The following is a 19,314-nucleotide window of genomic DNA, read 5'->3' on the forward strand; positions in this document are numbered from 1 at the left end:
GGCATCGGCCTGCGGGCCTATGCCCGCGGGCCACCCCGGCCATACGGGAACCGGCCTGTGGCCAGATGTGCCGCCCGCCCGGCCTGCGACACCGTTGGCCGGGTGATCGAAGTCGACCAACTGACCAAGCGCTACGGCGGGGTGACGGCCGTCAACGCGCTGACCTTCACCGTACGGCCGGGCTGCGTCACCGGGTTCCTCGGCCCGAACGGCGCAGGCAAGAGCACCACGATGCGGATGATCCTCGGGCTGAACAGGCCCACCAGCGGCACCGCCACCATCGGCGGCCGCCCGTTCGCCCGTCACCGCGCCGGCCTTCGCCACGCCGGCGCGCTGCTGGACGCCGGCGACGTGCACGGCGGCCGCACCGCGGCGGCGCACCTGTCGGCGCTGGCCCGCGGCAACGGCCTGCCGCGCCGCCGGGTGGGCGAGGTGCTGCGGGAGGTGGGGCTGGAGGGCGTGGCCCGCCGCCGGGTGGGCGGTTTCTCCCTGGGCATGCGCCAGCGGCTCGGCATCGCCACCGCCTTGCTGGGCGACCCGCCGGTGCTGCTGTTCGACGAGCCGGTCAACGGCCTGGACCCCGAGGGCGTGCGCTGGGTGCGCGGCCTGTTCCGCCGCCTGGCTCGGGAAGGGCGCACCGTGCTGGTCTCCAGCCACCTGATGAGCGAGATGGAGCACACCGCCGACCGGCTCGTCGTCATCGGCCGGGGCGAGCTGATCGCCGACGAGAGCGTGGCCGAGTTCGCCGCCCGCGGCACGGGCGCGTCGGTGACCGTGCGCTGCGGCGACCCCGCCGAACTGTCCGCCGTGCTGGCTCGGGCAGGCGCCCGCGTGCGTCCGGACGACGACGGCGCCCTGACCGTCACCGGCCTGAGCGCCGCCCGCATCGGCGAGCTCGCCTTCGAGCGGCGCATCGTGCTGCGGGAACTGGCCCCGCGCCGCGCTTCGCTGGAGCAGGCGTTCATGGAGCTGACCGCCGACCGCGCCGACTACCGCGCAGGCCACCGCGCAGGCCACCGTGCCGGCCGCGACGCCGCCGCTCTGGCAGGTGAGCGGCGATGACGGCCGCCCGCTTCCGTGACCTGCTGGCCGCCGAGTGGATCAAATTGTGGTCGTTGCGCTCCACCCGCTGGCTGCTCGGCCTCGGCACGCTGGCCGTCGTCGCCTTCGCCGCCCAGAGCAGCCTGAACGCCTTTCGCGAGTGGCCGAGCTTCCCGCCGATGCAGAAGGCCACCTTCAGCCCCTTGAACGAGGCGTTCAGCGGGCTGTCGGCCACCATGCTCATGATCGGGGCGGGCGGCCTGGGCGCGCTGACGATCGTCGGCGAGTACGCCACCGGCCTCATCCGCACCACCCTGACCGCCGTCCCGGCCCGTCACCGCGTCGTGGCCGCCAAGCTCGCCGTCGTCGGCGGCGTGCTGCTCGCCACCGGCGTGCTCGTCTCGGCCGCCACCTTCGGCGTCAGCCAGGCGATCCTGTCCGGCCGCGGCGTCGCCGTCTGGCCGGGTGATCCCGGCGTGCTGCGCGTGCTGGCCGCCAACGCGCTCCTGGCTCCGGTGTCCGGGCTGGTCGGCGTGGGGGTCGGCGCGCTGCTGCGGCACACCGCGGCCGCCGTCGTGTCCGTCTGCGCGGTGCTGGTCATCGTGCCGACGTTCTTCCGGCCGACCGTCCACCAGTGGCTCAACGACCTGTACGCCCTGGTGCCCTTCTACGTCTGGCGTACCTGCCTGGGGCTGCCCCAGCTGCGTGACGATCCCGCCCTGCCCACGGTGGCCGGCTCGTGGGCCGTGTTCGCGGCCTGGCCGCTGGCCGCCGCCGTCCTGGCCGTGCTCGTCGTGCACCGCCGCGACGTCTGACCGCTTTCGAAAGGAATCCGATGAACTTCGTGATGTTCCGGCACCTGCCGGTCGTCCCGCTGCCGGTCGTCCCGCTGGTGGCCTGCCTGGCCCTGGCCGCAACGGCCTGCGCCACGCCCACCGTCACGCCCACCGCCTCGGCCGGCCCCTCCAACCCCGCCGCCACCGTCTCTCCCGCCGTCCCCCGGCTGGAGCTGCCGCGCCCCACCGGCCCCGATCCGGTCGGCCGCGACGTCCTGTCCCTGGTCGACGCCAGCCGTGACCCGTGGGTGCCGCAGTCGGGCCCGCGCCGGCTGATGGCGTCGATGTACTACCCCGCCCGCTCGGCCACCGGCGCACCGGCCCCCTTCATGACGGTGGAGGAGGCCGCGTCCCTGCTGCGGCGCAAGGCCCCCGGCGCCGACCTCCCGGCCGAGATCGTCAGCGACATGCGCACCCACGCCCGCACCGCCGCGCCCCCCAGGAACGGACGCCATCCGCTGGTGGTGCTCTCACCCGGCCTGGGCCTGCCGCGGGCCAGCCTCACCTCCCTGGCCGAGGACCTGGCCAGCCGCGGCTACGTCGTCGCCTCGCTCGACCACGCCTACGAATCGTCGGGGACCGTCTTCCCCGGCGTCGGCCTGCTCACCTGCGCGACCAGCCCAAACCCCCCGAGGGCGGCAAGGCCGCCATCGCCAGGAACCGCGCGAAGGACGTCTCCTTCGTCCTGGACCGGCTGACCGGCCGCCACCCGGCCTGGAAACGCGCCCACCTGATCGACCCCAAGCACGTCGGCATGGCCGGACACTCACTCGGCGGCGAGGCCGCCTCCACCACCATGGCGGCCGACAAGCGGATCAAGGCCGGGATCGACCTCGACGGCACCATCAGCGCCGCCCTGCCCGCCACCGGCCTGGGCGACCGCCCGTTCCTGCTGATGGGCACCCGGAGTGACCACAGCCCCGGCAAGGACGACACCTGGGACAGCGCCTGGAGGGCCCTGCGCGGCTGGAAGCGCTGGCTCACCGTCGCCCAGGCCCAGCACAGCAGCTTCACCGACCTGGCCGTCCCGCAGAGCAGGATCGGCCCGCCGGCTCCGGGCGTCATCGCCGCCGAACGCGGTCTCGCGCTCACCCGCGCCTACGTGGCCGCCTTCTTCGACCAGCACCTCAAGAACTTGCGACGGCCCCTGCTCGACGGGCCCACCCCGGACAACCCCGAGGTCGGCTTCCACAACCCCTGCCCCCGCCGCTTCCCCGTCCGCTGCTCTTCCGCTGACCGCGCGCCCGGTTCTGTCCGTACGGGCGCGCGCCCGGGGGCCGGTCAGCGGGTGGGGGCGCGGTCGAAGGCGTCGAGGATGAGCCGGCTGGCGTCCAGGTCGCGGGCGGTGTCGCCGAGCCCTCGCACCTCGATGGGGCCGGGCCAGGTGTGGCCGCCGCCGTCCACCGTGTACAGGCGCAGCGTGGCTCCCCGCGGGCAGGACGCCCACAGGCGCAGCCGGACGCGGCGCAGGGGATGGCTGGTGGCGGGGGAGGAGCAGCGCTGGGCGGCGGCCCAGGCGTCCATGGTCTGCTCGACCGGGGGCAGCACGATGAGCGCGGCCAGGTGTCGCAGCCGGCCGTCGCCGGGGTCGGGGTGGCCGCCGTCGTAGGGGACCAGGCGGTCGGCGGTGCCGTGGAAGGCGACGATCGTGGTGGGGGCGGGGTGGGCGCAGGGCTGGGCGATGGGGATGCCGGCCACGGCGGCCACGCCGCTCAGGCGTCCGTCCAGGGCGCACACGAGTGAGGCGGCCAGGCCGGCGCCGTAGGACAGGCCGGCGGCGAACTCGCGTCCGGGGTGGGCGCACTGGTGGCGTTCGACCTCGTCGAGCAGGGCGGCCAGGTAGGCGGTGTCGTCGGGGCCGGCGGTGTGCGGCAGGGTCCAGGCCAGCCGTCCGGGCGCCGATCGGGGGGTGATGACGATGTAGCCGCGGCGTGGGCCGAGCTGGGGCAGGCGGCTGTAGGCGGCCTGTTCGGCGGCGTCGGAGCCGAGGCCGTGCAGGTTGAGCAGGACGGGGTGGGGGCCGGGCCCGTCGGGGACGGCCAGCAGGTAGCGGCGGGTCAGGCCGGCGATGGTGAGCTGGTGGGCGCCGGAGGCGAGCCGGCGGGCCGAGGCGGCACATCCACTGCTCGCCGCGCCCCGCCCGGCCTCTCCGGGAGTCCGGCCCAGCGCCGGGTCATGCGCCCACGGGGGAGTCGCCCCCTGGGACGATCCCGGCGAGGGCGCCGCCGCGGAGGATGGCGAGGACGCCTGGCCACCGGCCGAAGGCGACCGCCCGCCTTCGCCTGGCAGGGAGGACACCGCGCAACCGGCCACCACCGCCACCAGCAGGAGCGCCATCAGCACCGTGACCGTGGCACTCGCGCCGGCGCCCCCAGCGCTGTTGACGGTGGCGCTCGCGGTGCTTCTGGCGCGGGTGGCGATGCTCTCGGTGCTCGCGCCCGCGCCCGGGGTACTGGTCGCCGTGGCGCTCGCGGTGCTGGTGCTGCTGCTGGTCTTGCTCGCGCTGGTGGCCGCGCTGGAACTTGTGGTGGCGCTCGCGCTCTTGCCCATCTCGCCCCCCGCGCGTGCCGATGGTCGTACTGGCAAGTGTGCCTCCCACGGCCGCCCGTACGCGCGCACGCCGAAACCGGCCGCCCCCTGTGCGCGGGGGACGGCCGGTCAGGGGTGGCGGGTCAGCACACGATGAAGATGCTCTTCCAGCCGACGGGGGTGCGCTGCTCGGCGTTGCGGTTGGAGGCCAGTTCGAAGTGCATCACGCCGGAGGCGTTGGGCTGGTTGTACATGCGGCCGCTCTGGCCGTCGCCGTACCACTTGTAGGAGCCGTGGTAAGGGATGTTGGACACGCCGCAGGCGTCCAGGACGACCGAGCGGCCGGTGAAGCCGGGGCCTTCGTAGGCGACGTACTGGGAGGCGTACGCGGCGCCGGCCGAGGCGAGGACGAACCCGGCGGTGATCGCGGGGACGAGAAGGATCTTCTTCAACGTGTTCTCCTTCGAGGGTTCCTGACGAATGCCCACGGTGGGTAATCGTATGGCAACCCTTCGTACACGTCGAGGCGTTTTTGCTGATGGCGAGCGCGCGGACCCGTCGAGGACGGTTCACGGCAGCGGCCCGGGACGTCAAAAAGCCGCTCACCGCCGCGCCTGCCGGCGGCGGTGAGCGGCTGGAAGCCTGCCCGCGAAAGGAGGGGGAGCGGGGGAGCGGTCAGGACTTGGCGTGCAGGGCGCTGCCCTTCTTCCACTGCGAGAACGGAAGCTGCCAGTAGCCCCAGCCGTTGTTCCACTCCAGCTCGCGGTTGGTGCCGGTGATCTCCACGACGTCGCCGCGCTGGAAGTTGTCGTAGAACCACTTGGCCTGGTCGGGGCGGGAGTTGATGCAGCCGTGGCTGACGTTGCGCACGCCCTGGGCCCAGACGTTGTCCTTGGCGTGGACGTACTCGCCGGAGTTGGAGATGCGCACGGCGTGGTTGATCATCACGTCGTAGTAGCCGGGGTCGCCCTTCTTGCGGCCGGGGGAGATCATGCGCACCGGGTTGCCGCGTTCCATCGTCAGGTGGACGCCGGAGGTCGTGGTGTACTCGCGGGTGGTGGCCATGCCGGCGCTGATGCGCATGGTCTGCACGCGCTTGTTGTCCTTGTAGACGTACATCATGTGGGTCTTGGTGTTGACCTTGCTGATGACCTTGGCGCCGATCTTGAGGGTGGCGGAGTAGTCCTTCACGCCGTACAGGCCCTGGCCGGCCTTGACGCCGGTGATGCGGGCGTTGAAGGTGACCTTCTGGTGGGCGGGCCAGTACTTGGCGGTGCGGTAGATGACGGTGGTGTCGTTGATCCACCGCCAGGCGCCGGTGACGGGCTTCTCGGCCTCCACCTCCAGGGCGCGCTCGACGGCGGCCTTGCCGGTGACGGGCTGGTTGAAGGTGACGATGATCGGGGCGCCGACGCCGAGGGTCTCGCCCTTGGCGTTGGGGGTGACGTCGGCGACCTGCAGCTCCCGCTCGGGCTTGACCGTGGTGAAGGTGCTGGTGGCGGCGGTGGTGCCGGCCTTGGCCGAGACGTTGTAGTTGGTGGAGGGCTTCAGCGGCGTCCGGGAGACCCATTTGGTCTTGTCGGCGTTGAACCTGCCCTCGACCGTGTGGCCGCCGCCGTCGACGGTGACCTCCTCCAGCGCGCCGCCGGCGGAGGTGACCACGACCTTCTTGTCGGGGCTTACCTTGGCGCTGCCTTCGGCGGGGCTGATGGTGACGGTGGGCGCCTGCGGGGTGGCCACGGTGGTGGCGTCGGGCGCTTCCGGCCCGCGCGAGGCGGCGTTCCCGCTCGAGCAGGATGCCGTCAGGGCCGCCACCGCCAGCAGCGCGAGGCCGGCGGCAGACTTCGTCCATGCGGGCGCAACGTTCAAGACTGTCCTCTCCCCCAGGGCGGCAAACCCACCCCAAAGACTTTAATGCTCCTGCATGTATGACGCAGAAGCATTTAGGAGAGTTCGGTCACATTTGCATCACTAATTGCTGTCAACCCCAGGTCAACCTGCGTCAACGCGACGATCAACGCCCCTCGCCGCCCTCGGGCGCTCAGCGCCGCTCCAGGCGATGGGTCAGGCTCGTGTGCCGCCGTCCGGCGCCCTTGGTCCGTACGGCCTGGGCCAGCGCCCGCCGCGACCCCACGATCACCACCAGCCTCTTGGCCCGCGTGATCGCGGTGTAGAGCAGATTGCGCTGCAGCATCATCCACGCACTGGTGGCCAGCGGGATCACCACCGCCGGATACTCGCTGCCTTGACTGCGGTGGATGGAGACGGCATAGGCGTGGGCCAGCTCGTCCAGCTCGTCGAAGGCGTAGTCGACCTCCTCGTCCTCGTCGGTGCGCACGGTCAGGCTGTGGTCGTCGGGACGGATGCCGGTGACGATCCCCACCGTGCCGTTGAACACCCCCGCCGCGCCCTTGTCGTAGTTGTTGCGCAACTGGGTGACCTTGTCGCCCACCCGGAACACCCGCCCGCCGTAACGACGCTCGGGCATGCCCTCGCGGGCCGGCGTCAGCGCCTCCTGCAACGCGATGTTGAGTGCCCCGGCCCCGGCCGCGCCGCGGTGCATCGGCGCCAGCACCTGCACCTCGCGCCGGGCGTCCAGCCCGAACCGGGCCGGGATGCGCCGCGCGACGACGTCCACCGTCATCGCCGCGATCTCCTCCGGCTCCTCGCACGGGAACAGAAAGAAGTCCGACATGCCGGCCAGCACCGGATGGTGCCCGGTGTTGACCCGGTGGGCATTGGTCACCACCCCCGACTCCTGCGCCTGACGGAAGATCTGCGTCAGCCGCACCCGCGGCACGTCCACCGCGGCCAGCAGGTCCTTCAGCACCTCCCCGGCCCCCACCGAGGGAAGCTGGTCCACGTCGCCCACCAGCAGCAGATGCGTCCCCGGCGCCACCGCCTTCAGCAGCTTGTTGGCCAGCAGCAGGTCCAGCATCGAGGCCTCGTCCACCACCACCAGATCGGCGTCCAGCGGGTTGTCGCGGTCGAAGGTGGCCTCCCCGCCCGGCCGCAGCTGCAACAACCGGTGGACCGTGGTGGCCTCGTGCCCGGTCAGCTCCGACAGCCTCTTGGCCGCCCGCCCGGTCGGCGCGGCCAGGATCACCTTGGCCCGCTTGGCCCTGGCCAGCGTCACGATCGACCGCACGGTGAAACTCTTGCCACACCCCGGCCCGCCCGTCAGCACCGCCACCTTGCACGTCAGCGCCAGCCGTACCGCCTGACGCTGCTCGGGCGCCAGCTCGGCGCCCGTCTGGGCGGCCAGCCACGACTCGGCCCGCTCCCAGTCGACGTCGGCGAAGGACCGCAGCCGGTCATGGCCGCTGTTCAGCAACGACAACAACCCGCCGGCCAGCGACAGCTCGGCCCGGTGGAAGGGCGGCAGATACACCGCCGGCACGCTGTTGTCCCCGGCGGGCACCTGCTCGCGCACCACGCCCTCCTCGGCCGCCAGCTCCTCCATGCACCGCGTGGCCAGCTCGGCCGGCACGTCCAGGATCTTGACCGCGTCGGCCACCAGGTTCGGCGCCGGCAGATAGCAGTGCCCGTCGTCGGCCGCCTGCGACAACGTGTACCGCAGCCCCGCCTTGACCCGCTCGGGACTGTCATGGGGGATCCCCACCGCCTGGGCGATGGTGTCGGCCGTCTTGAACCCGATGCCCCACACCTCATCGGCCAGCCGGTACGGCTGCCCGCGCACCACCGAGATCGACGACTCCCCGTACTGCTTGAAGATCCGCACCGCGATCGAGGTGGACACCCCCACCCCCTGCAAGAAGATCATCACCTCCTTGATGATCTTCTGCTCCTCCCACGCCGCCGCGATCATCTTCGTCCGCTTGGGACCCAGCCCCGGAACCTCCACCAGCCGCTGCGGCTCCTGCTCGATCACCTCCAGCGTCCCCGTACCGAAGTGATCGACGATCCGCTCGGCCATCTTCGGCCCGATCCCCTTGATCAGCCCCGACCCCAGATAACGCCGGATCCCCTGAACCGTGGCCGGCAACACCGTGGTGTAGGACCACACCTCGAACTGCCTGCCGTACCGCGGATGCGACGTCCACCGCCCCCGCAACCGCAACGACTCCCCGACCTGCGCCCCCAGCAACGGCCCCACCACCGTCAGCAACTCCGCCCCCGACCGCTCGGTGGCCACCCGCGCGATCGTGTACCCCGTCTCCTCACTGGCGAAGGTGATGCGCTCAAGTACGGCGCTCAGGTACGTAGCGTTGTCTTCGGAACCCGCCTCCGGGCTCCCCACCGGCTTCCCCACGCCGACGAGACTAGGGCAGACCCTCCCCACCCGGCACCGCCCCGCCAAGCGGCCACATCTTTCGTGATCCCCACCTCGCCGATTGTCCAGCCGGCGAAAGCGGCTTCCAGACAATCCACGGCCCGCCGACACTGAAGCCCCCTTGGGGACACGACCCACGGGGCTCTCGACGGTCACGAACACAGGAGGCGGCATCATGCCCAAACTCGTCACCAAGACCGCAGCGATCGGCGCGGCGATCCTCGCCATTCTGCCGACCGTGGCCTCGGCCGCTCACGCCACCACCAGCGACGGCAAAAGGACGGCCCCCACCATCTCGTACCCGACCGTAAGAAAATGTCGATGACCACCCCAGCGACGACCGGATCGGCAGGGGAGGCTGCCTGAAAGTGGCCGCGGCGGGAACGGGCCCGTTCAGGCCGAAGGTCCAGCGCCACCCTCACTGCTCTGCTCCACGCCCGGCGCCCATGGGCGGTGGCGATCCCAATCTTCACAAACGCTGAGAGTGCTCTGCATGCCGCAGTCGGGACATCGGTAGTACTTGTCCGTTGACCGGACCTTCTGCCAGAACGCCACCACCACAGCGACGGCCACCGCAGAGGCCAAGCCGATGTCCGCGGCCGCAGGCGTCACGGCTGTTCCCACCGCGACCGATCCGCCCCACACGATCATTCCCATGACCGAGAAAACGACGGGACTGTTGACGGTACGCCTCCGCCCGGATTCCACGACCGGCCGAGGCGTGACCGGCGTTGCGCTGAGCGCTTCCCACAGCATGCCGCACTCCAAGCAGCGCCATGGCGCCGTCTCGTGGGCGCCGTCGGGGCGGATGCAACGGTGGGTGCTCAACGGCGTCCTCCGTGTGGCGGTCAGGGCGGATCGGTCTGCCGCGCGTGGCGCCACTGTGTCACACGCGTCCATCCCTACGTCGCCGTACCGATGGCACGTCGTCCCGCTCCACGCAAGGAGTGATCGCCATCGCACGACAGCCGGCCGACGTCACAGACGGGGGAGAGGAACCACACCGCGAACCCGGCCACCCCACGACAACCGCCCCCGTCAGCATCCAAACCACCCACCACCCCTTACAGTGTCGTCGGTGAAGATCCGCGAAGGCCGCCCCGGCGACGACGCCGTCGTCCTGACCATGTTCGACAGCGCCGTGCAATGGCTCGTCAGCCAGAACCGCACCGGCCAATGGGGCACCCGCCCCTTCACCGGCGACCCCAAACGCACCCGGCAAGCCGCCGACTGGCTCGCCGCCGGCGGCATGCGCATCGCCGAGATCGACGACCAACCAGCCGGCTGCATCGTCGTCGGCGACGCCATGCCCTACGTCACCCCCGCCACCGAACCCGAGCTCTACGTCCAGGTCCTCGTCATCGACCAGCGCCACGCCGGCCGATCCGTCGGACGACACCTCCTGCAATGGGCGCTGCAAGAAGCCCGCGACCGCGGCCTGGGACTCGTCCGCGTCGACTGCTACGCCGGCGACGACGAACGCCTCATCGCCTACTACGAAAGCTGCGGATTCACCCGCGACCAGCCCTTCACCGTAGGGGAGTGGCCCGGCATGATCCTCCGCCAACGCCCCTGAACCCGGACCGACCCCGCCCCAGCCCGGCTCTCACACCAGCGCCAACTGGGCCGCCGACGGCCCCCGACCCACCGGCTCCGGCGCACCGCACCGCATCCCATAAACACGGCACAACTGCGCAATCTGCCCCGTGATGCGCTGCTCATAACCGGGGGAGGGGAACCCCGCCCGATCGTAGAGCTCCTCATAACGCTCCACCAGATGCGGATGCGCCCCAGCCAACCACCGCATGTACCACTGCCGCGTCCCCGGCGGCAACCGCAACACCACCGGCTCCACCGCCACCGCCCCCGCACCCGCGATCCGCCGCACCGTGGCCGTCAACTGATCAGCCGCATCACTCAGCAACGGCAACACCGGAGCCATCAGCACCCGGCACTCCACCCCCGCCTCCACCAGCGCCGACACCAACTCCAACCGCGCCTGCGCCCCCACCGCACCCGGCTCCACCGCCCGCCTGATCCGCTCGTCCACGAACGCGATCGACACCGCCACCCGCGCACCCGCCCGCGCCAGCACCCGCGCATCCCGCAACACCAGCGCACTGCGCGTATACACCGTGAACGGCACCCCCGCCGCCCCCAGCGCCGCCACCACCCCCGGCATCAACCGATACGTCTCCTCAGCAGGCTGATAACCATCACCCGCCACCCCCACCGCCAGCGGCTCGCCCTCCCACCGCCCCAACTCCGACCGCAACCGCTCCACCACATTCGCCCGCACCACGATCCGCGAGTCGAAATCAGCCCCCGCATCCAACCCCAGCTTGCGATGACCCGCCCGCGCCCCACACCCCAGACACGCATGCGCACAACCCCGATAAGGCGAAACCGCCCACCGCTCGACGATGCCCGCACTCCCAGGCACCCGCTCGATCACCGTACGGGCCTGCGTCTCATAAAAACCGTCACGCACCACCGCCCGCCGCTCGATCAGCGGCCGCTCATCGACCGCCTCCACAAGCGCCAGCGCATCCCAACCCACCCAACCAGTGGAACACGCATTCGACTACCTTTTCAAGCCGAACCCACAACACCCACACCCCGAAGGAACCCCATGGCCTGGATCCTGCTCGCCCTCGCCATCGCCTCCGAAGTCCTCGCCACCACCGCACTCAAACTCAGCAACGGCCTGACCCACATCGGCTGGACCATCGCCGTCGCCACCGGCTACATCACCTCCTTCGTCCTGCTCGCCCGCGCCCTCAAACTCCAACTCGACATGGGCACCGCCTACGCCATCTGGTCCGGCGCCGGCACCGCCGCCATCGCCATCATCGGCGCCACCCTCATGGGCGAAACCCTCACCCTCACCAAGATCAGCGGCATCCTCCTCATCATCGGCGGCGTCATCGTCCTCAACCTCGCCGGCAGCCACTGAACCCCACCCAAAACCGATTGAACGCCCCCCACCCCCTCCCTACACTGCCCCCGTGCTCACACCCCCGTACCCCCTCACCACCCCCCGCCTCCACCTACGCCCCTTCACCCCCGACGACCTCGACGCCCTCCACGCCTACGAATCCCGCCCCGACGTCGCCCGCTACCTCTACTGGGAACCCCGCGACCGCCCCACCACCCGCACCTCACTCGACAAAAAAATCACCCGCCACACCCTCCACCACGAAGGCGACGCCCTCGACCTGGCCATCACCCTGCGCACCACCGGCCAACTCATCGGCAACGCCCTGCTCATCTGGTCCAGCGCCCAACACCGCCAAGGCGAGATCGGCTACGTCCTGCACCCCGACCACCACGGCCACGGCTACGCCCCCGAAGCCACCCGCCCCCTGCTCCACCTCGGCTTCACCCAACTCGGCCTCCACCGCATCACCGGCCGCCTCGACACCCGCAACAAACCCTCAGCCCGCGTCCTGGAAAAACTCGGCATGCGCCAAGAAGCCACCCTCGTCGACAATGAGATCGTCAAAGGCGAATGGACCAGCGAAACCATCTACGCCATGCTCGAAACCGAATGGACCCCATGACCCTCCACCACCTCGCCCTGCAAACCGACTGGGAACACGCCCAGCAAGCAGGGGAGTACCGCATCTCCACCCTCGGCCACACCCTCGACGACATCGGCTTCATCCACCTCAGCGCCGACCACACCCAACTCCGCACCGTCCACGACACCTACTACACCGCCGTCACCCAACCCCTCCTCGTCCTCGACATCGACCCCACCGGCCTCGACATCCGCACCGAGAACGGCTACCCCCACCTCTACGGCCCCCTCCCCGTCACCGCCGTCACCGCCACCCACCCCTACACCCCCTGACCACCCGTCCACCCCATCGCCCGCAACAACCGCAACACATGCGGCGGCGTCCCCACCAACTGCGTACGCCCCGCCCGGCACGACACCACCAGCAACCGCGCCCCCTCCACCCCCAGAAAATCCAGCCCGCTCACATCCACCACCAGCGACTCGTCGATCCGCCGCGCCCGGCCCAGCGTCTCGGCCAGCGCCACCTGGTTCGTCGCGTCCACCTCGCCCACCAACCGGATGATCGACGGACCCGGCATCGGGCAGCACGTGATGCGCAACTGGTGATCGACATAGAGCAGATGGGGGAGGGACGCACACCCGAGGGGGTCCGGGGTATTCACGACAAAGCCGCCATTCCCGGGCTCTCGCATGCCCGGTATCGGAAGAGGGGAGTGGACCGTGGACCGCGCGGCCGTGACGCACGCCGGGACCGCCGACCCCTCTGCACCAAGGCGGCCCCGCCGAGGCCGGAGGGGTTTCACGCCCCCTATTCACACACCCGCACCCCGACAGCATAGAGCAGCCGTCCGACCGCCGTGCGTAATCACGGGGATCTCCGGAGCCGCACGACCAGCCCTTTTGCGGACGAATTACCCAAACCACACAGAATCCACGTTCTGTTCGGTATGAGTAGTTTGTCCGGCTAGAGGCGGTTCACGAAGCGGGAGGCGGCACGCTGGCTCATCCCGGTCTCGCCGCGTACCAGGAAGACGGCTTCCTGGATCTGGCCGAGCGCCTTGAGCTCCCTAGCCTGGTCCACCAGGTCGACGCTGGGGTTCGGACGGTTGCGGGGGCTCTTGGTGAACCGGACGGCCAAGATGATCAGCCAGATGACGGCGGCGACGACGACGGCCGTGAGTGCGACGAGGCCGGCCGTCGAGGCGGCCAGGGCCGGCGGGGCGGCGAGGAACTGGCTGGACGTCAGGCTGGGCATGGTGGAAATCTGCCCGGCGGGTGACTGTTCATGCGGGATGTTTTTGCTGTGTCGTGGCGTGTGACTGGTTGCTCGATAATGAACATTATGTCAAGTAGACCGGATTGAGGGCCTCCTCCGCGCTTCCCTGTCGCGGGTGGAGTGGGTTCGACAGTTGTGTGGTGGAGCGCTGGGATCGCCGTCGCCGGCGAGGTGGATGGGCGCCCCCGCTTCTGATGCCTGAGGATCGGCGGCGGGTTCCGGCGCTGCTTCGTGGCGGTGCGTGTTCCGGGTGGTACTCCCCCGTGGGGCGTGGGGGCGGTGATCGTCTAGCCTTTCGTGCGTTGTTGTCTTGGCTGTGGTGAGCGGGGTGGTCGGCGGATGGGCACGGTGTGGCTGTTCACGGGTGACAGCGTGACTCAGGGGGCGTTGCACACGTTCGGGTGGCGTGACTACACGCAGTTGTTCGCCGAGCGGGTGCGGTTCGAGTTGAACCGGCCGTCCGATGTGGTGATCAACACCGGGGTGAGCGGTCAGAGGGTCTCTGAGCTGGATGTGGAGCACGCGGTGTTGCGTCATCGGCCCGATGTGGTGGTGATGATGTTCGGGCTCAACGACTGTGTGGCCGGGCCGGAGGGTCTTGCGGCTTTTGCCGGTGACTATGCCGCGGCGGTCTCCCGGGTGCGGGAGGCGGGGGCGAGGGTGGTGCTTCAGACGCCCAATCGGGCGCCGGAGTCCGGTTGGGCGGATCTGCCGGCTTATGCCGAGGTGGTGCGTTCGCTGGAGGCGGATGTGCTGGTGGATCATCATGCGGCCTGGGATGGCGGCGAGCACTGGATGGGGTCCGGGTGTCATCCCAATGAGTACGGGCATCGGGCGTTGGCGAGGAATCTGCTGCGGGCGCTCGGTCTGTGGGAGCCGGTGGGGGTGAGTGGGTCGCTGTTCATCCCGTGAGGGGTGGTCGGGTGCCTTTCAGGACGGGATGGGCGGGCATTCGAGGACTTCGATGGAGTTTCCTGGCATCAGGGCGATGTGTGGGTGGTCGCTGAAGAGCTGTGCCGCGTCGTGGTGGGTTTCGGCTTGCACGATGGCGTATCCGGTCTTGGTGTCGGTGAAGTCTTCGATGCCTTGGGTGGTCACTCGTTTCTTGTGGAAGAGGGGTGCGCCGGGGTCGATCAGGGCGTGTTCGTTGTTGTGGGCCCATGCTGCCCATGCGTGCATGAATGCGGTCTGTTGCTGGTCGGTGAGTTTCGCCTTGTCGGTGTGGTCGGCCGCACCGTGGAGGATGGCGAGATATTTGCCCATGGGCGGAGGGTAGCCGAGGACCTCCTGGTTCGAGGGTGAGGCTGGTGTGGGGTGGGGTGTTGGCGGGCGTTGCTTGTGGGGTTGGTGGGAAGTTTTTTCGTGGGTTTTCGCGTTGTTTGTGATCTTGGCGGGTGAATTGGGATTGTGGGGGTGATCTGGGGTTTCGTGGGGTGGTGGGGTGGTGTGGCGGGGCTCTGCTGGGGGCTGACGGGGGCTTTGACGGCGTGTTGATTCACTGTCTTTGTCATGTTCGGTGGTTTTAGGGTAGAGCTCCTGCTATTCGCTCAGCGAGAGGAGCAGCACGTGGGGAACCAGTCGGTTTTATGTCCGGTGTGTCAGGGGGTTCTGCCTGCTTCCGACAGGGAGGCGTACACCCCGATGCGGGGGCGGTTGATCCTGACGAACGGTTATTGCGGGGGTGGGCACGCCGAGCGGCGTGTCGAGGTGGCGGAGGCCGAGGAGACGCGGCAGGTGGCGCGTCCGTTGCCGGTGCCGGGGGTTGTTGCGCCGGTGCCGATGGGGCGGCGCTGATTTGTCTGGTCATCGGTGGCCTGGGGTGGTGTGCCAGTAGTCGCGGGTCTGTGTGGCCAGGCCGTCGGGGTTGAAGCGGGCGAAGACGCAGCCCGCGAGGGTGATGGGGTGGCCGTTGTCGAGGGCGTGGACCCGGTATTCGATGGCGGCCTGGTCGCCGTCGACGATGGGGGTGGTGAAGGTGACGTGGGGGTTGCTTTCGCCGGTGAATGACTGCCGGATGTAGTCGGCGATGGCGTCTTTTCCGTGGTGGGGTGGGCGGAAGGGCATGCTGGTGTGGGTGGCGTCGTCGCTGTAGAGGGCGATGATGGCGGTGGTGTCGTGGTGGGTCCAGCCGTGTTGCCAGGTGTCGGCGAAGTGCTGGGCGGCGGTGCGGGTGTCCATGTGATCCATTGTGTGCGGTGGGTTTCGGGTGGGGTTCCTGGTCGGGGTTGAGGTGTCTCCCCCGCCAGGATTTTTTTCGGGCATATCAGGGCAATTTGGCTGCTCAGCTCGGCTGTCTGCGGTGATTTGTCAGCATCGGTGGAAGATTCGTGTCAACATCTAGAGATGCCTGGGCCTTATGGGACTGCCGTTAATGCCGGTACTGGTGGTGTTCGTCCGCTCGCGATCGGTTGACGCCTCTCCCCTGCCCGCTGCCCTTGACGTCTCGGCGAAGGAAGTTCCGCGTTGCGCATCCTGCTCCTGTGTTCCTCGTTCAACGGCCTGACCCAGCGTGCCTGGCTGGAGCTGCGGCGGGCCGGCCATGATGTGAGCGTCGAGCTGGCGATCTCCGAGCGGGTCATGGTGGAGGCGGCCGAGCTTGTCAAGCCGGACCTGATCATCTGCCCGTTCCTGAAGGAGCGGGTGCCGGAGGCGTTGTGGCGCGGGCACCGTACGGTGATCATCCATCCTGGGCCGCCCGGGGACCGGGGGCCGTCCTCGCTGGACTGGGCGATCGCCGAAGGCGAGCGCGAGTGGGGGGTGACGGCGCTGCAGGCGGTGGAGGAGATGGACGCCGGCCCCATCTGGGGGTGGCGGACGTTCCCGATGCCGTCGGAGCCGCCGCGCAAGTCGGCGCTGTACAACGGGCCGGTGGCCGACGCGGCGGTGGAGCTGGTGGCGGAGGTCGCGGCCAAGGCCGCCGACCCGTTGTTCGCGCCGGCGCCGCTGGACTACCGCTCCCCCGGTGTGACGGGGCGGCTGCGGCGGCCGATGCGGCACGCCGACCGGGAGTTCTCCTGGGAGCAGCCGGCCGAGGAGATCGTGCGGCTGGTGCGGGCGGCCGACGGCGCGCCGGGCGGCCGGGCCCGGTTGTGCGAGCTGCCGGTGCGGGTGTTCGACGTGCACCGGGGTCCCGATCTGGCCGGCGCGCCGGGGGCGGTGGCGGCCCGGCGTGAGGGCGCGGTGCTGGTGCACACCGGTCAGGGGACGGTGTGGGTGGGCCATCTGCGCCTGGAGGCCGGCCCGGAAGCGGGCTCCCAGGCGGGCGGGGTGAAGCTGCCGGCGACGATGGTGCTGGGTGAGCGGCTGGCGGGCGTGGGTGAGCGGGCCGGCTACAGCGAGATCACCTACGAGCGCGGCGAGGAGGTCGGGGTGGTGAGCTTCGACTTCTACAACGGCGCGATGTCCACCGACCAGTGCCGGCGGCTGGCGGCGGCGTTGCGGTACGCGGCGGCGCAGGACACGCGGGTGCTGGTGGTGCGCGGTGGCGAGGTGTTCTCCAACGGCATCCACCTGAACGTGATCGAGGCGGCGCGTCATCCGGAGGTGGAGGCGTGGATGAACATCAACGCGATCAACGCGGTGTGCCGGGAGATCGTGGGGTGCACCTCGCAGCTGGTGGTGACGTCGATCGCGGGGAACGCGGGGGCGGGCGGGGTGATGATGGGGCTGGGCGCCGACCGGGTGATCGTGCGGGAGCCGGTGGTGCTCAATCCGCATTACCGGACGATGGGGCTGTTCGGCAGTGAGTTCTGGACGTACGTGCTGCCGCGGCGGGTGGGGGCGCAGGCGGCGGCGGAGCTGACCGGGCGGGCGTTGCCGGTGGGGGCCGCCGAGGCGGTGGAGCTGGGGCTGGCCGACCGGATGGCGGGCGGTTCGCGGCAGGAGTTCGAGCGGCGGGTGGTGGACTTCGCCCACCGGCTGGCCCAGGACTCCTCCTACGAGGCGTTGCTGGCGGCGCGGCGGCAGGCGCGGGAGGCCGACGAGCGGCGCAAGCCGCTGGACGCCTACCGGGCCGAGGAGCTGGCGGAGATGAGCAGGGACATGTTCGACGACCGCAACGGGTTCCGGGCGGCGCGGCGGGCGTTCGTGGGCAAGGCGCGGGCGCAGGCCACTCCCCCGCATCTGGCGGGTCATCGGGAGCTGTCCGGCGCGTCGGGACCCGGGGTCGCGGCGGCATCTCATATGTGAGATATGGTCGTGTGTTGTGGCAGATGATTATCTTGTGCGGATCGGCCGGCTCATCCGGGATGCGCGTCAGCATCGCGGTTGGACGCAGCTCCAGCTGGCCGACGCGCTGGCGACGAGTCAGAGCGCGGTCAACCGGATCGAGCGCGGCAACCAGAACATCAGTCTTGAGATGATCGCCCGGATCGGGGAGGCGCTCGACAGCGAGATCGTGTCCCTGGGGTACGCCGGTCCGATGCATCTGCGGGTGGTGGGCGGGCGCCGGCTGTCGGGCAGCATCGACGTCAAGACGTCCAAGAACGCCTGCGTGGCGCTGTTGTGCGCGTCGCTGCTGAACAACGGGCGCACGATCTTGCGCAAGGTGGCGCGGATCGAGGAGGTCTACCGGATCCTGGAGGTGCTGGCCTCGATCGGGGTGCGGGCGCGGTGGATCAACGAGGGCAGCGACCTGGAGATCGTGCCGCCGGCCCGGCTGGAGCTGGAGGCGATGGACACCGAGGCGGCCCGCCGGACCCGTAGCGTGATCATGTTCCTGGGGCCGTTGATGCACCGTACCGGGGAGTTCCAGATCCCGTACGCGGGCGGCTGCGACCTGGGCACGCGTACCGTCCAGCCGCACATGTCGGCGCTGAAGCACTTCGGGCTGGACATCACCGCGACGGGCGGTTTCTACCACGCCAAGGTGGACGGGGGCGCCGCCCCGGCGCGGCCGATCGTGCTGACCGAGCGCGGCGACACCGTGACGGAGAACGCGCTGCTGGCCGCGGCCCGCCATCCGGGGGTGACGGTGATCCGCAACGCCTCCTCCAACTACATGGTGCAGGACCTGTGCTTCTTCCTGGAGCAGCTGGGCGTGCGGGTGGAGGGCATCGGCACCACGACGCTGACGGTGCACGGGCTGGCCTCCATCGAACGCGACGTCGACTACTCCCCTTCCGAGGACCCGGTCGAGGCGATGAGCCTGCTGGCGGCCGCGGTGGTGACCAGTTCGGAGCTGACGATCTGCCGGGTGCCGGTGGAGTTCCTGGAGATCGAGCTGGCGGTGCTGGAGGAGATGGGGCTCGACTGCGACCGCACGGGCGAGTACTGGGCGGCCAACGGGCGTACCCGGCTGGTCGACCTGACGGTGCGGCCCTCCAAGCTGGTCTCCCCCATCGACAAGATCCACCCGATGCCGTTCCCGGGGCTCAACATCGACAACGTGCCGTTCTTCGCCGCGATCGCGGCCGCGGCGCAGGGCTCGACGCTGATCCACGACTGGGTCTACGACAACCGGGCGATCTACCTGACCGAGCTGACCCGGCTGGGCGCCTCGGTCAAGCTGCTGGACCCGCACCGGGTGCTGGTGGAGGGGCCCACGCGGTGGCGCAGCGCCGAGATGATGTGCCCGCCGGCCCTGCGCCCGGCGGTGGTGGTGCTACTGGCCATGATGGCCGCCGAGGGCACGTCGGTGCTGCGCAACGTGTACGTGATCAACCGCGGCTACGAGGACCTGGCCGAGCGGCTGAACGCGCTGGGCGCGCGCATCGAGACCTTCCGCGACATCTGATTTTCGTCGGTGGCGGCCGCTACCGTCTCCTCTGCAGGCAGCATCCCCGCGCGCGGCATCGCGCGCGGCATCGCGCGC

At 70.2% G+C, this 19,314-nt stretch carries 22 protein-coding genes; 12 read left to right on the forward strand and 10 right to left on the reverse strand.

The window, feature by feature from the left end:
- The first annotated feature begins 102 nt into the window (after positions 1-102).
- Genes ACIBQ8_RS06755 through ACIBQ8_RS06765 form a run of 3 tightly spaced genes read left to right on the forward strand, consistent with a single transcriptional unit; the run spans position 103 to position 2,575 of the window.
- Entirely contained in the window at positions 103-1,062 is a 960-nt protein-coding gene (locus tag ACIBQ8_RS06755; protein ID WP_397191384.1) for an ABC transporter ATP-binding protein, read from the forward strand.
- The gene (locus tag ACIBQ8_RS06760; RefSeq protein ID WP_397191385.1) at positions 1,059-1,856 is read left to right on the forward strand and encodes a hypothetical protein; all 798 of its coding nucleotides are present in this window, start codon (positions 1,059-1,061) and stop codon (positions 1,854-1,856) included. The genes ACIBQ8_RS06755 and ACIBQ8_RS06760 overlap by 4 nt, the downstream gene beginning before the upstream one ends.
- Positions 1,857-1,876: 20 nt before the next feature.
- The gene (locus tag ACIBQ8_RS06765; RefSeq protein WP_397191386.1) at positions 1,877-2,575 is read left to right on the forward strand and encodes a hypothetical protein; all 699 of its coding nucleotides are present in this window, start codon (positions 1,877-1,879) and stop codon (positions 2,573-2,575) included.
- A 68-nt stretch (positions 2,576-2,643) separates the two neighbouring features.
- Here ACIBQ8_RS06765 and ACIBQ8_RS06770 read toward each other — a convergent pair whose 3' ends face one another.
- Positions 2,644-3,003, reverse strand: coding sequence for a hypothetical protein (locus ACIBQ8_RS06770; RefSeq protein WP_397191387.1), 360 nt, complete (start codon positions 3,001-3,003; stop codon positions 2,644-2,646).
- Between the two features lie 155 nt (positions 3,004-3,158).
- A complete protein-coding gene (locus tag ACIBQ8_RS06775; protein WP_397191388.1) occupies positions 3,159-4,214 on the reverse strand; it encodes an alpha/beta hydrolase family esterase in 1,056 nt (351 codons plus the stop codon).
- A 7-nt stretch (positions 4,215-4,221) separates the two neighbouring features.
- Here ACIBQ8_RS06775 and ACIBQ8_RS06780 point away from each other — a divergent pair, with 7 nt between their 5' ends.
- Positions 4,222-4,563, forward strand: coding sequence for a hypothetical protein (locus tag ACIBQ8_RS06780; RefSeq protein WP_397191389.1), 342 nt, complete (start codon positions 4,222-4,224; stop codon positions 4,561-4,563).
- On the opposite strand, the gene ACIBQ8_RS06785 is transcribed toward ACIBQ8_RS06780, so the two are convergent.
- The 3 genes from ACIBQ8_RS06785 to ACIBQ8_RS06795 all read right to left on the reverse strand — a co-directional run bounded on the left by ACIBQ8_RS06785 (position 4,550) and on the right by ACIBQ8_RS06795 (position 8,679).
- Positions 4,550-4,858: a MiAMP1 family antimicrobial peptide gene (locus tag ACIBQ8_RS06785; RefSeq protein ID WP_352329610.1), complete on the reverse strand. Its 309-nt coding sequence runs from the start codon at positions 4,856-4,858 to the stop codon at positions 4,550-4,552. The genes ACIBQ8_RS06780 and ACIBQ8_RS06785 overlap by 14 nt on opposite strands.
- Before the next feature lie 223 nt (positions 4,859-5,081).
- Positions 5,082-6,275 (reverse strand): Ig-like domain-containing protein, encoded by a 1,194-nt coding sequence (locus ACIBQ8_RS06790; RefSeq protein ID WP_397191390.1) that lies wholly within the window; start codon positions 6,273-6,275, stop codon positions 5,082-5,084.
- A 172-nt stretch (positions 6,276-6,447) separates the two neighbouring features.
- On the reverse strand, positions 6,448-8,679 hold the full coding sequence (locus tag ACIBQ8_RS06795) for an ATP-dependent RecD-like DNA helicase (protein ID WP_397174219.1): 2,232 nt from the start codon (positions 8,677-8,679) through the stop codon (positions 6,448-6,450).
- Between the two features lie 196 nt (positions 8,680-8,875).
- Between ACIBQ8_RS06795 and ACIBQ8_RS06800 the strand changes: the two genes are divergently transcribed.
- Both ACIBQ8_RS06800 and ACIBQ8_RS06805 read left to right on the forward strand, forming a co-directional pair.
- A complete protein-coding gene (locus tag ACIBQ8_RS06800) occupies positions 8,876-9,025 on the forward strand; it encodes a hypothetical protein (RefSeq protein WP_397174217.1) in 150 nt (49 codons plus the stop codon).
- A 753-nt stretch (positions 9,026-9,778) separates the two neighbouring features.
- Positions 9,779-10,276 (forward strand): GNAT family N-acetyltransferase, encoded by a 498-nt coding sequence (locus ACIBQ8_RS06805; RefSeq protein WP_397191391.1) that lies wholly within the window; start codon positions 9,779-9,781, stop codon positions 10,274-10,276.
- Positions 10,277-10,306: 30 nt separating this feature from the next.
- Here ACIBQ8_RS06805 and ACIBQ8_RS06810 read toward each other — a convergent pair whose 3' ends face one another.
- Positions 10,307-11,236, reverse strand: coding sequence for a radical SAM protein (locus ACIBQ8_RS06810; protein ID WP_397174214.1), 930 nt, complete (start codon positions 11,234-11,236; stop codon positions 10,307-10,309).
- Between the two features lie 96 nt (positions 11,237-11,332).
- Here ACIBQ8_RS06810 and ACIBQ8_RS06815 point away from each other — a divergent pair, with 96 nt between their 5' ends.
- From ACIBQ8_RS06815 to ACIBQ8_RS06825, 3 genes are read left to right on the forward strand one after another with little or no spacing between them, the layout of a single operon-like run.
- The gene (locus ACIBQ8_RS06815) at positions 11,333-11,656 is read left to right on the forward strand and encodes a DMT family transporter (protein WP_397174212.1); all 324 of its coding nucleotides are present in this window, start codon (positions 11,333-11,335) and stop codon (positions 11,654-11,656) included.
- A 52-nt stretch (positions 11,657-11,708) separates the two neighbouring features.
- The gene (locus tag ACIBQ8_RS06820) at positions 11,709-12,263 is read left to right on the forward strand and encodes a GNAT family N-acetyltransferase (protein ID WP_397191392.1); all 555 of its coding nucleotides are present in this window, start codon (positions 11,709-11,711) and stop codon (positions 12,261-12,263) included.
- Complete coding sequence (locus ACIBQ8_RS06825; protein WP_397174208.1) at positions 12,260-12,556, forward strand: DUF952 domain-containing protein; 297 nt, start codon at positions 12,260-12,262, stop codon at positions 12,554-12,556. The genes ACIBQ8_RS06820 and ACIBQ8_RS06825 overlap by 4 nt, the downstream gene beginning before the upstream one ends.
- On the opposite strand, the gene ACIBQ8_RS06830 is transcribed toward ACIBQ8_RS06825, so the two are convergent.
- A complete protein-coding gene (locus tag ACIBQ8_RS06830) occupies positions 12,544-12,918 on the reverse strand; it encodes an STAS domain-containing protein (protein WP_397174206.1) in 375 nt (124 codons plus the stop codon). The two genes, ACIBQ8_RS06825 and ACIBQ8_RS06830, sit on opposite strands and share 13 nt — an antisense overlap.
- Positions 12,919-13,190: 272 nt before the next feature.
- Positions 13,191-13,481, reverse strand: coding sequence for a hypothetical protein (locus ACIBQ8_RS06835; RefSeq protein ID WP_397174205.1), 291 nt, complete (start codon positions 13,479-13,481; stop codon positions 13,191-13,193).
- Positions 13,482-13,841: 360 nt separating this feature from the next.
- Here ACIBQ8_RS06835 and ACIBQ8_RS06840 point away from each other — a divergent pair, with 360 nt between their 5' ends.
- Positions 13,842-14,414 carry an SGNH/GDSL hydrolase family protein gene (locus ACIBQ8_RS06840; protein WP_397191393.1) on the forward strand — a complete coding sequence of 191 codons (573 nt, stop codon included), beginning with the start codon at positions 13,842-13,844 and terminating at the stop codon, positions 14,412-14,414.
- An 18-nt stretch (positions 14,415-14,432) separates the two neighbouring features.
- Here ACIBQ8_RS06840 and ACIBQ8_RS06845 read toward each other — a convergent pair whose 3' ends face one another.
- Together ACIBQ8_RS06845 and ACIBQ8_RS06850 are read right to left on the reverse strand one after the other, a co-directional pair.
- Positions 14,433-14,765 carry a hypothetical protein gene (locus tag ACIBQ8_RS06845; RefSeq protein WP_397191394.1) on the reverse strand — a complete coding sequence of 111 codons (333 nt, stop codon included), beginning with the start codon at positions 14,763-14,765 and terminating at the stop codon, positions 14,433-14,435.
- Positions 14,766-15,305: 540 nt separating this feature from the next.
- Entirely contained in the window at positions 15,306-15,680 is a 375-nt protein-coding gene (locus ACIBQ8_RS06850; RefSeq protein ID WP_397191395.1) for a nuclear transport factor 2 family protein, read from the reverse strand.
- 285 nt (positions 15,681-15,965) lie between these two features.
- Between ACIBQ8_RS06850 and ACIBQ8_RS06855 the strand changes: the two genes are divergently transcribed.
- Entirely contained in the window at positions 15,966-17,690 is a 1,725-nt protein-coding gene (locus ACIBQ8_RS06855; RefSeq protein WP_397174197.1) for an enoyl-CoA hydratase-related protein, read from the forward strand.
- Positions 17,691-17,706: 16 nt separating this feature from the next.
- Positions 17,707-19,236, forward strand: a complete 1,530-nt coding sequence (locus tag ACIBQ8_RS06860; protein WP_352326032.1) for a UDP-N-acetylglucosamine 1-carboxyvinyltransferase — start codon at positions 17,707-17,709, stop codon at positions 19,234-19,236.
- Positions 19,237-19,314 lie beyond the last annotated feature (78 nt).

Source organism: Nonomuraea sp. NPDC049646, from assembly GCF_044465525.1.
Taxonomy (GTDB): domain Bacteria; phylum Actinomycetota; class Actinomycetes; order Streptosporangiales; family Streptosporangiaceae; genus Nonomuraea.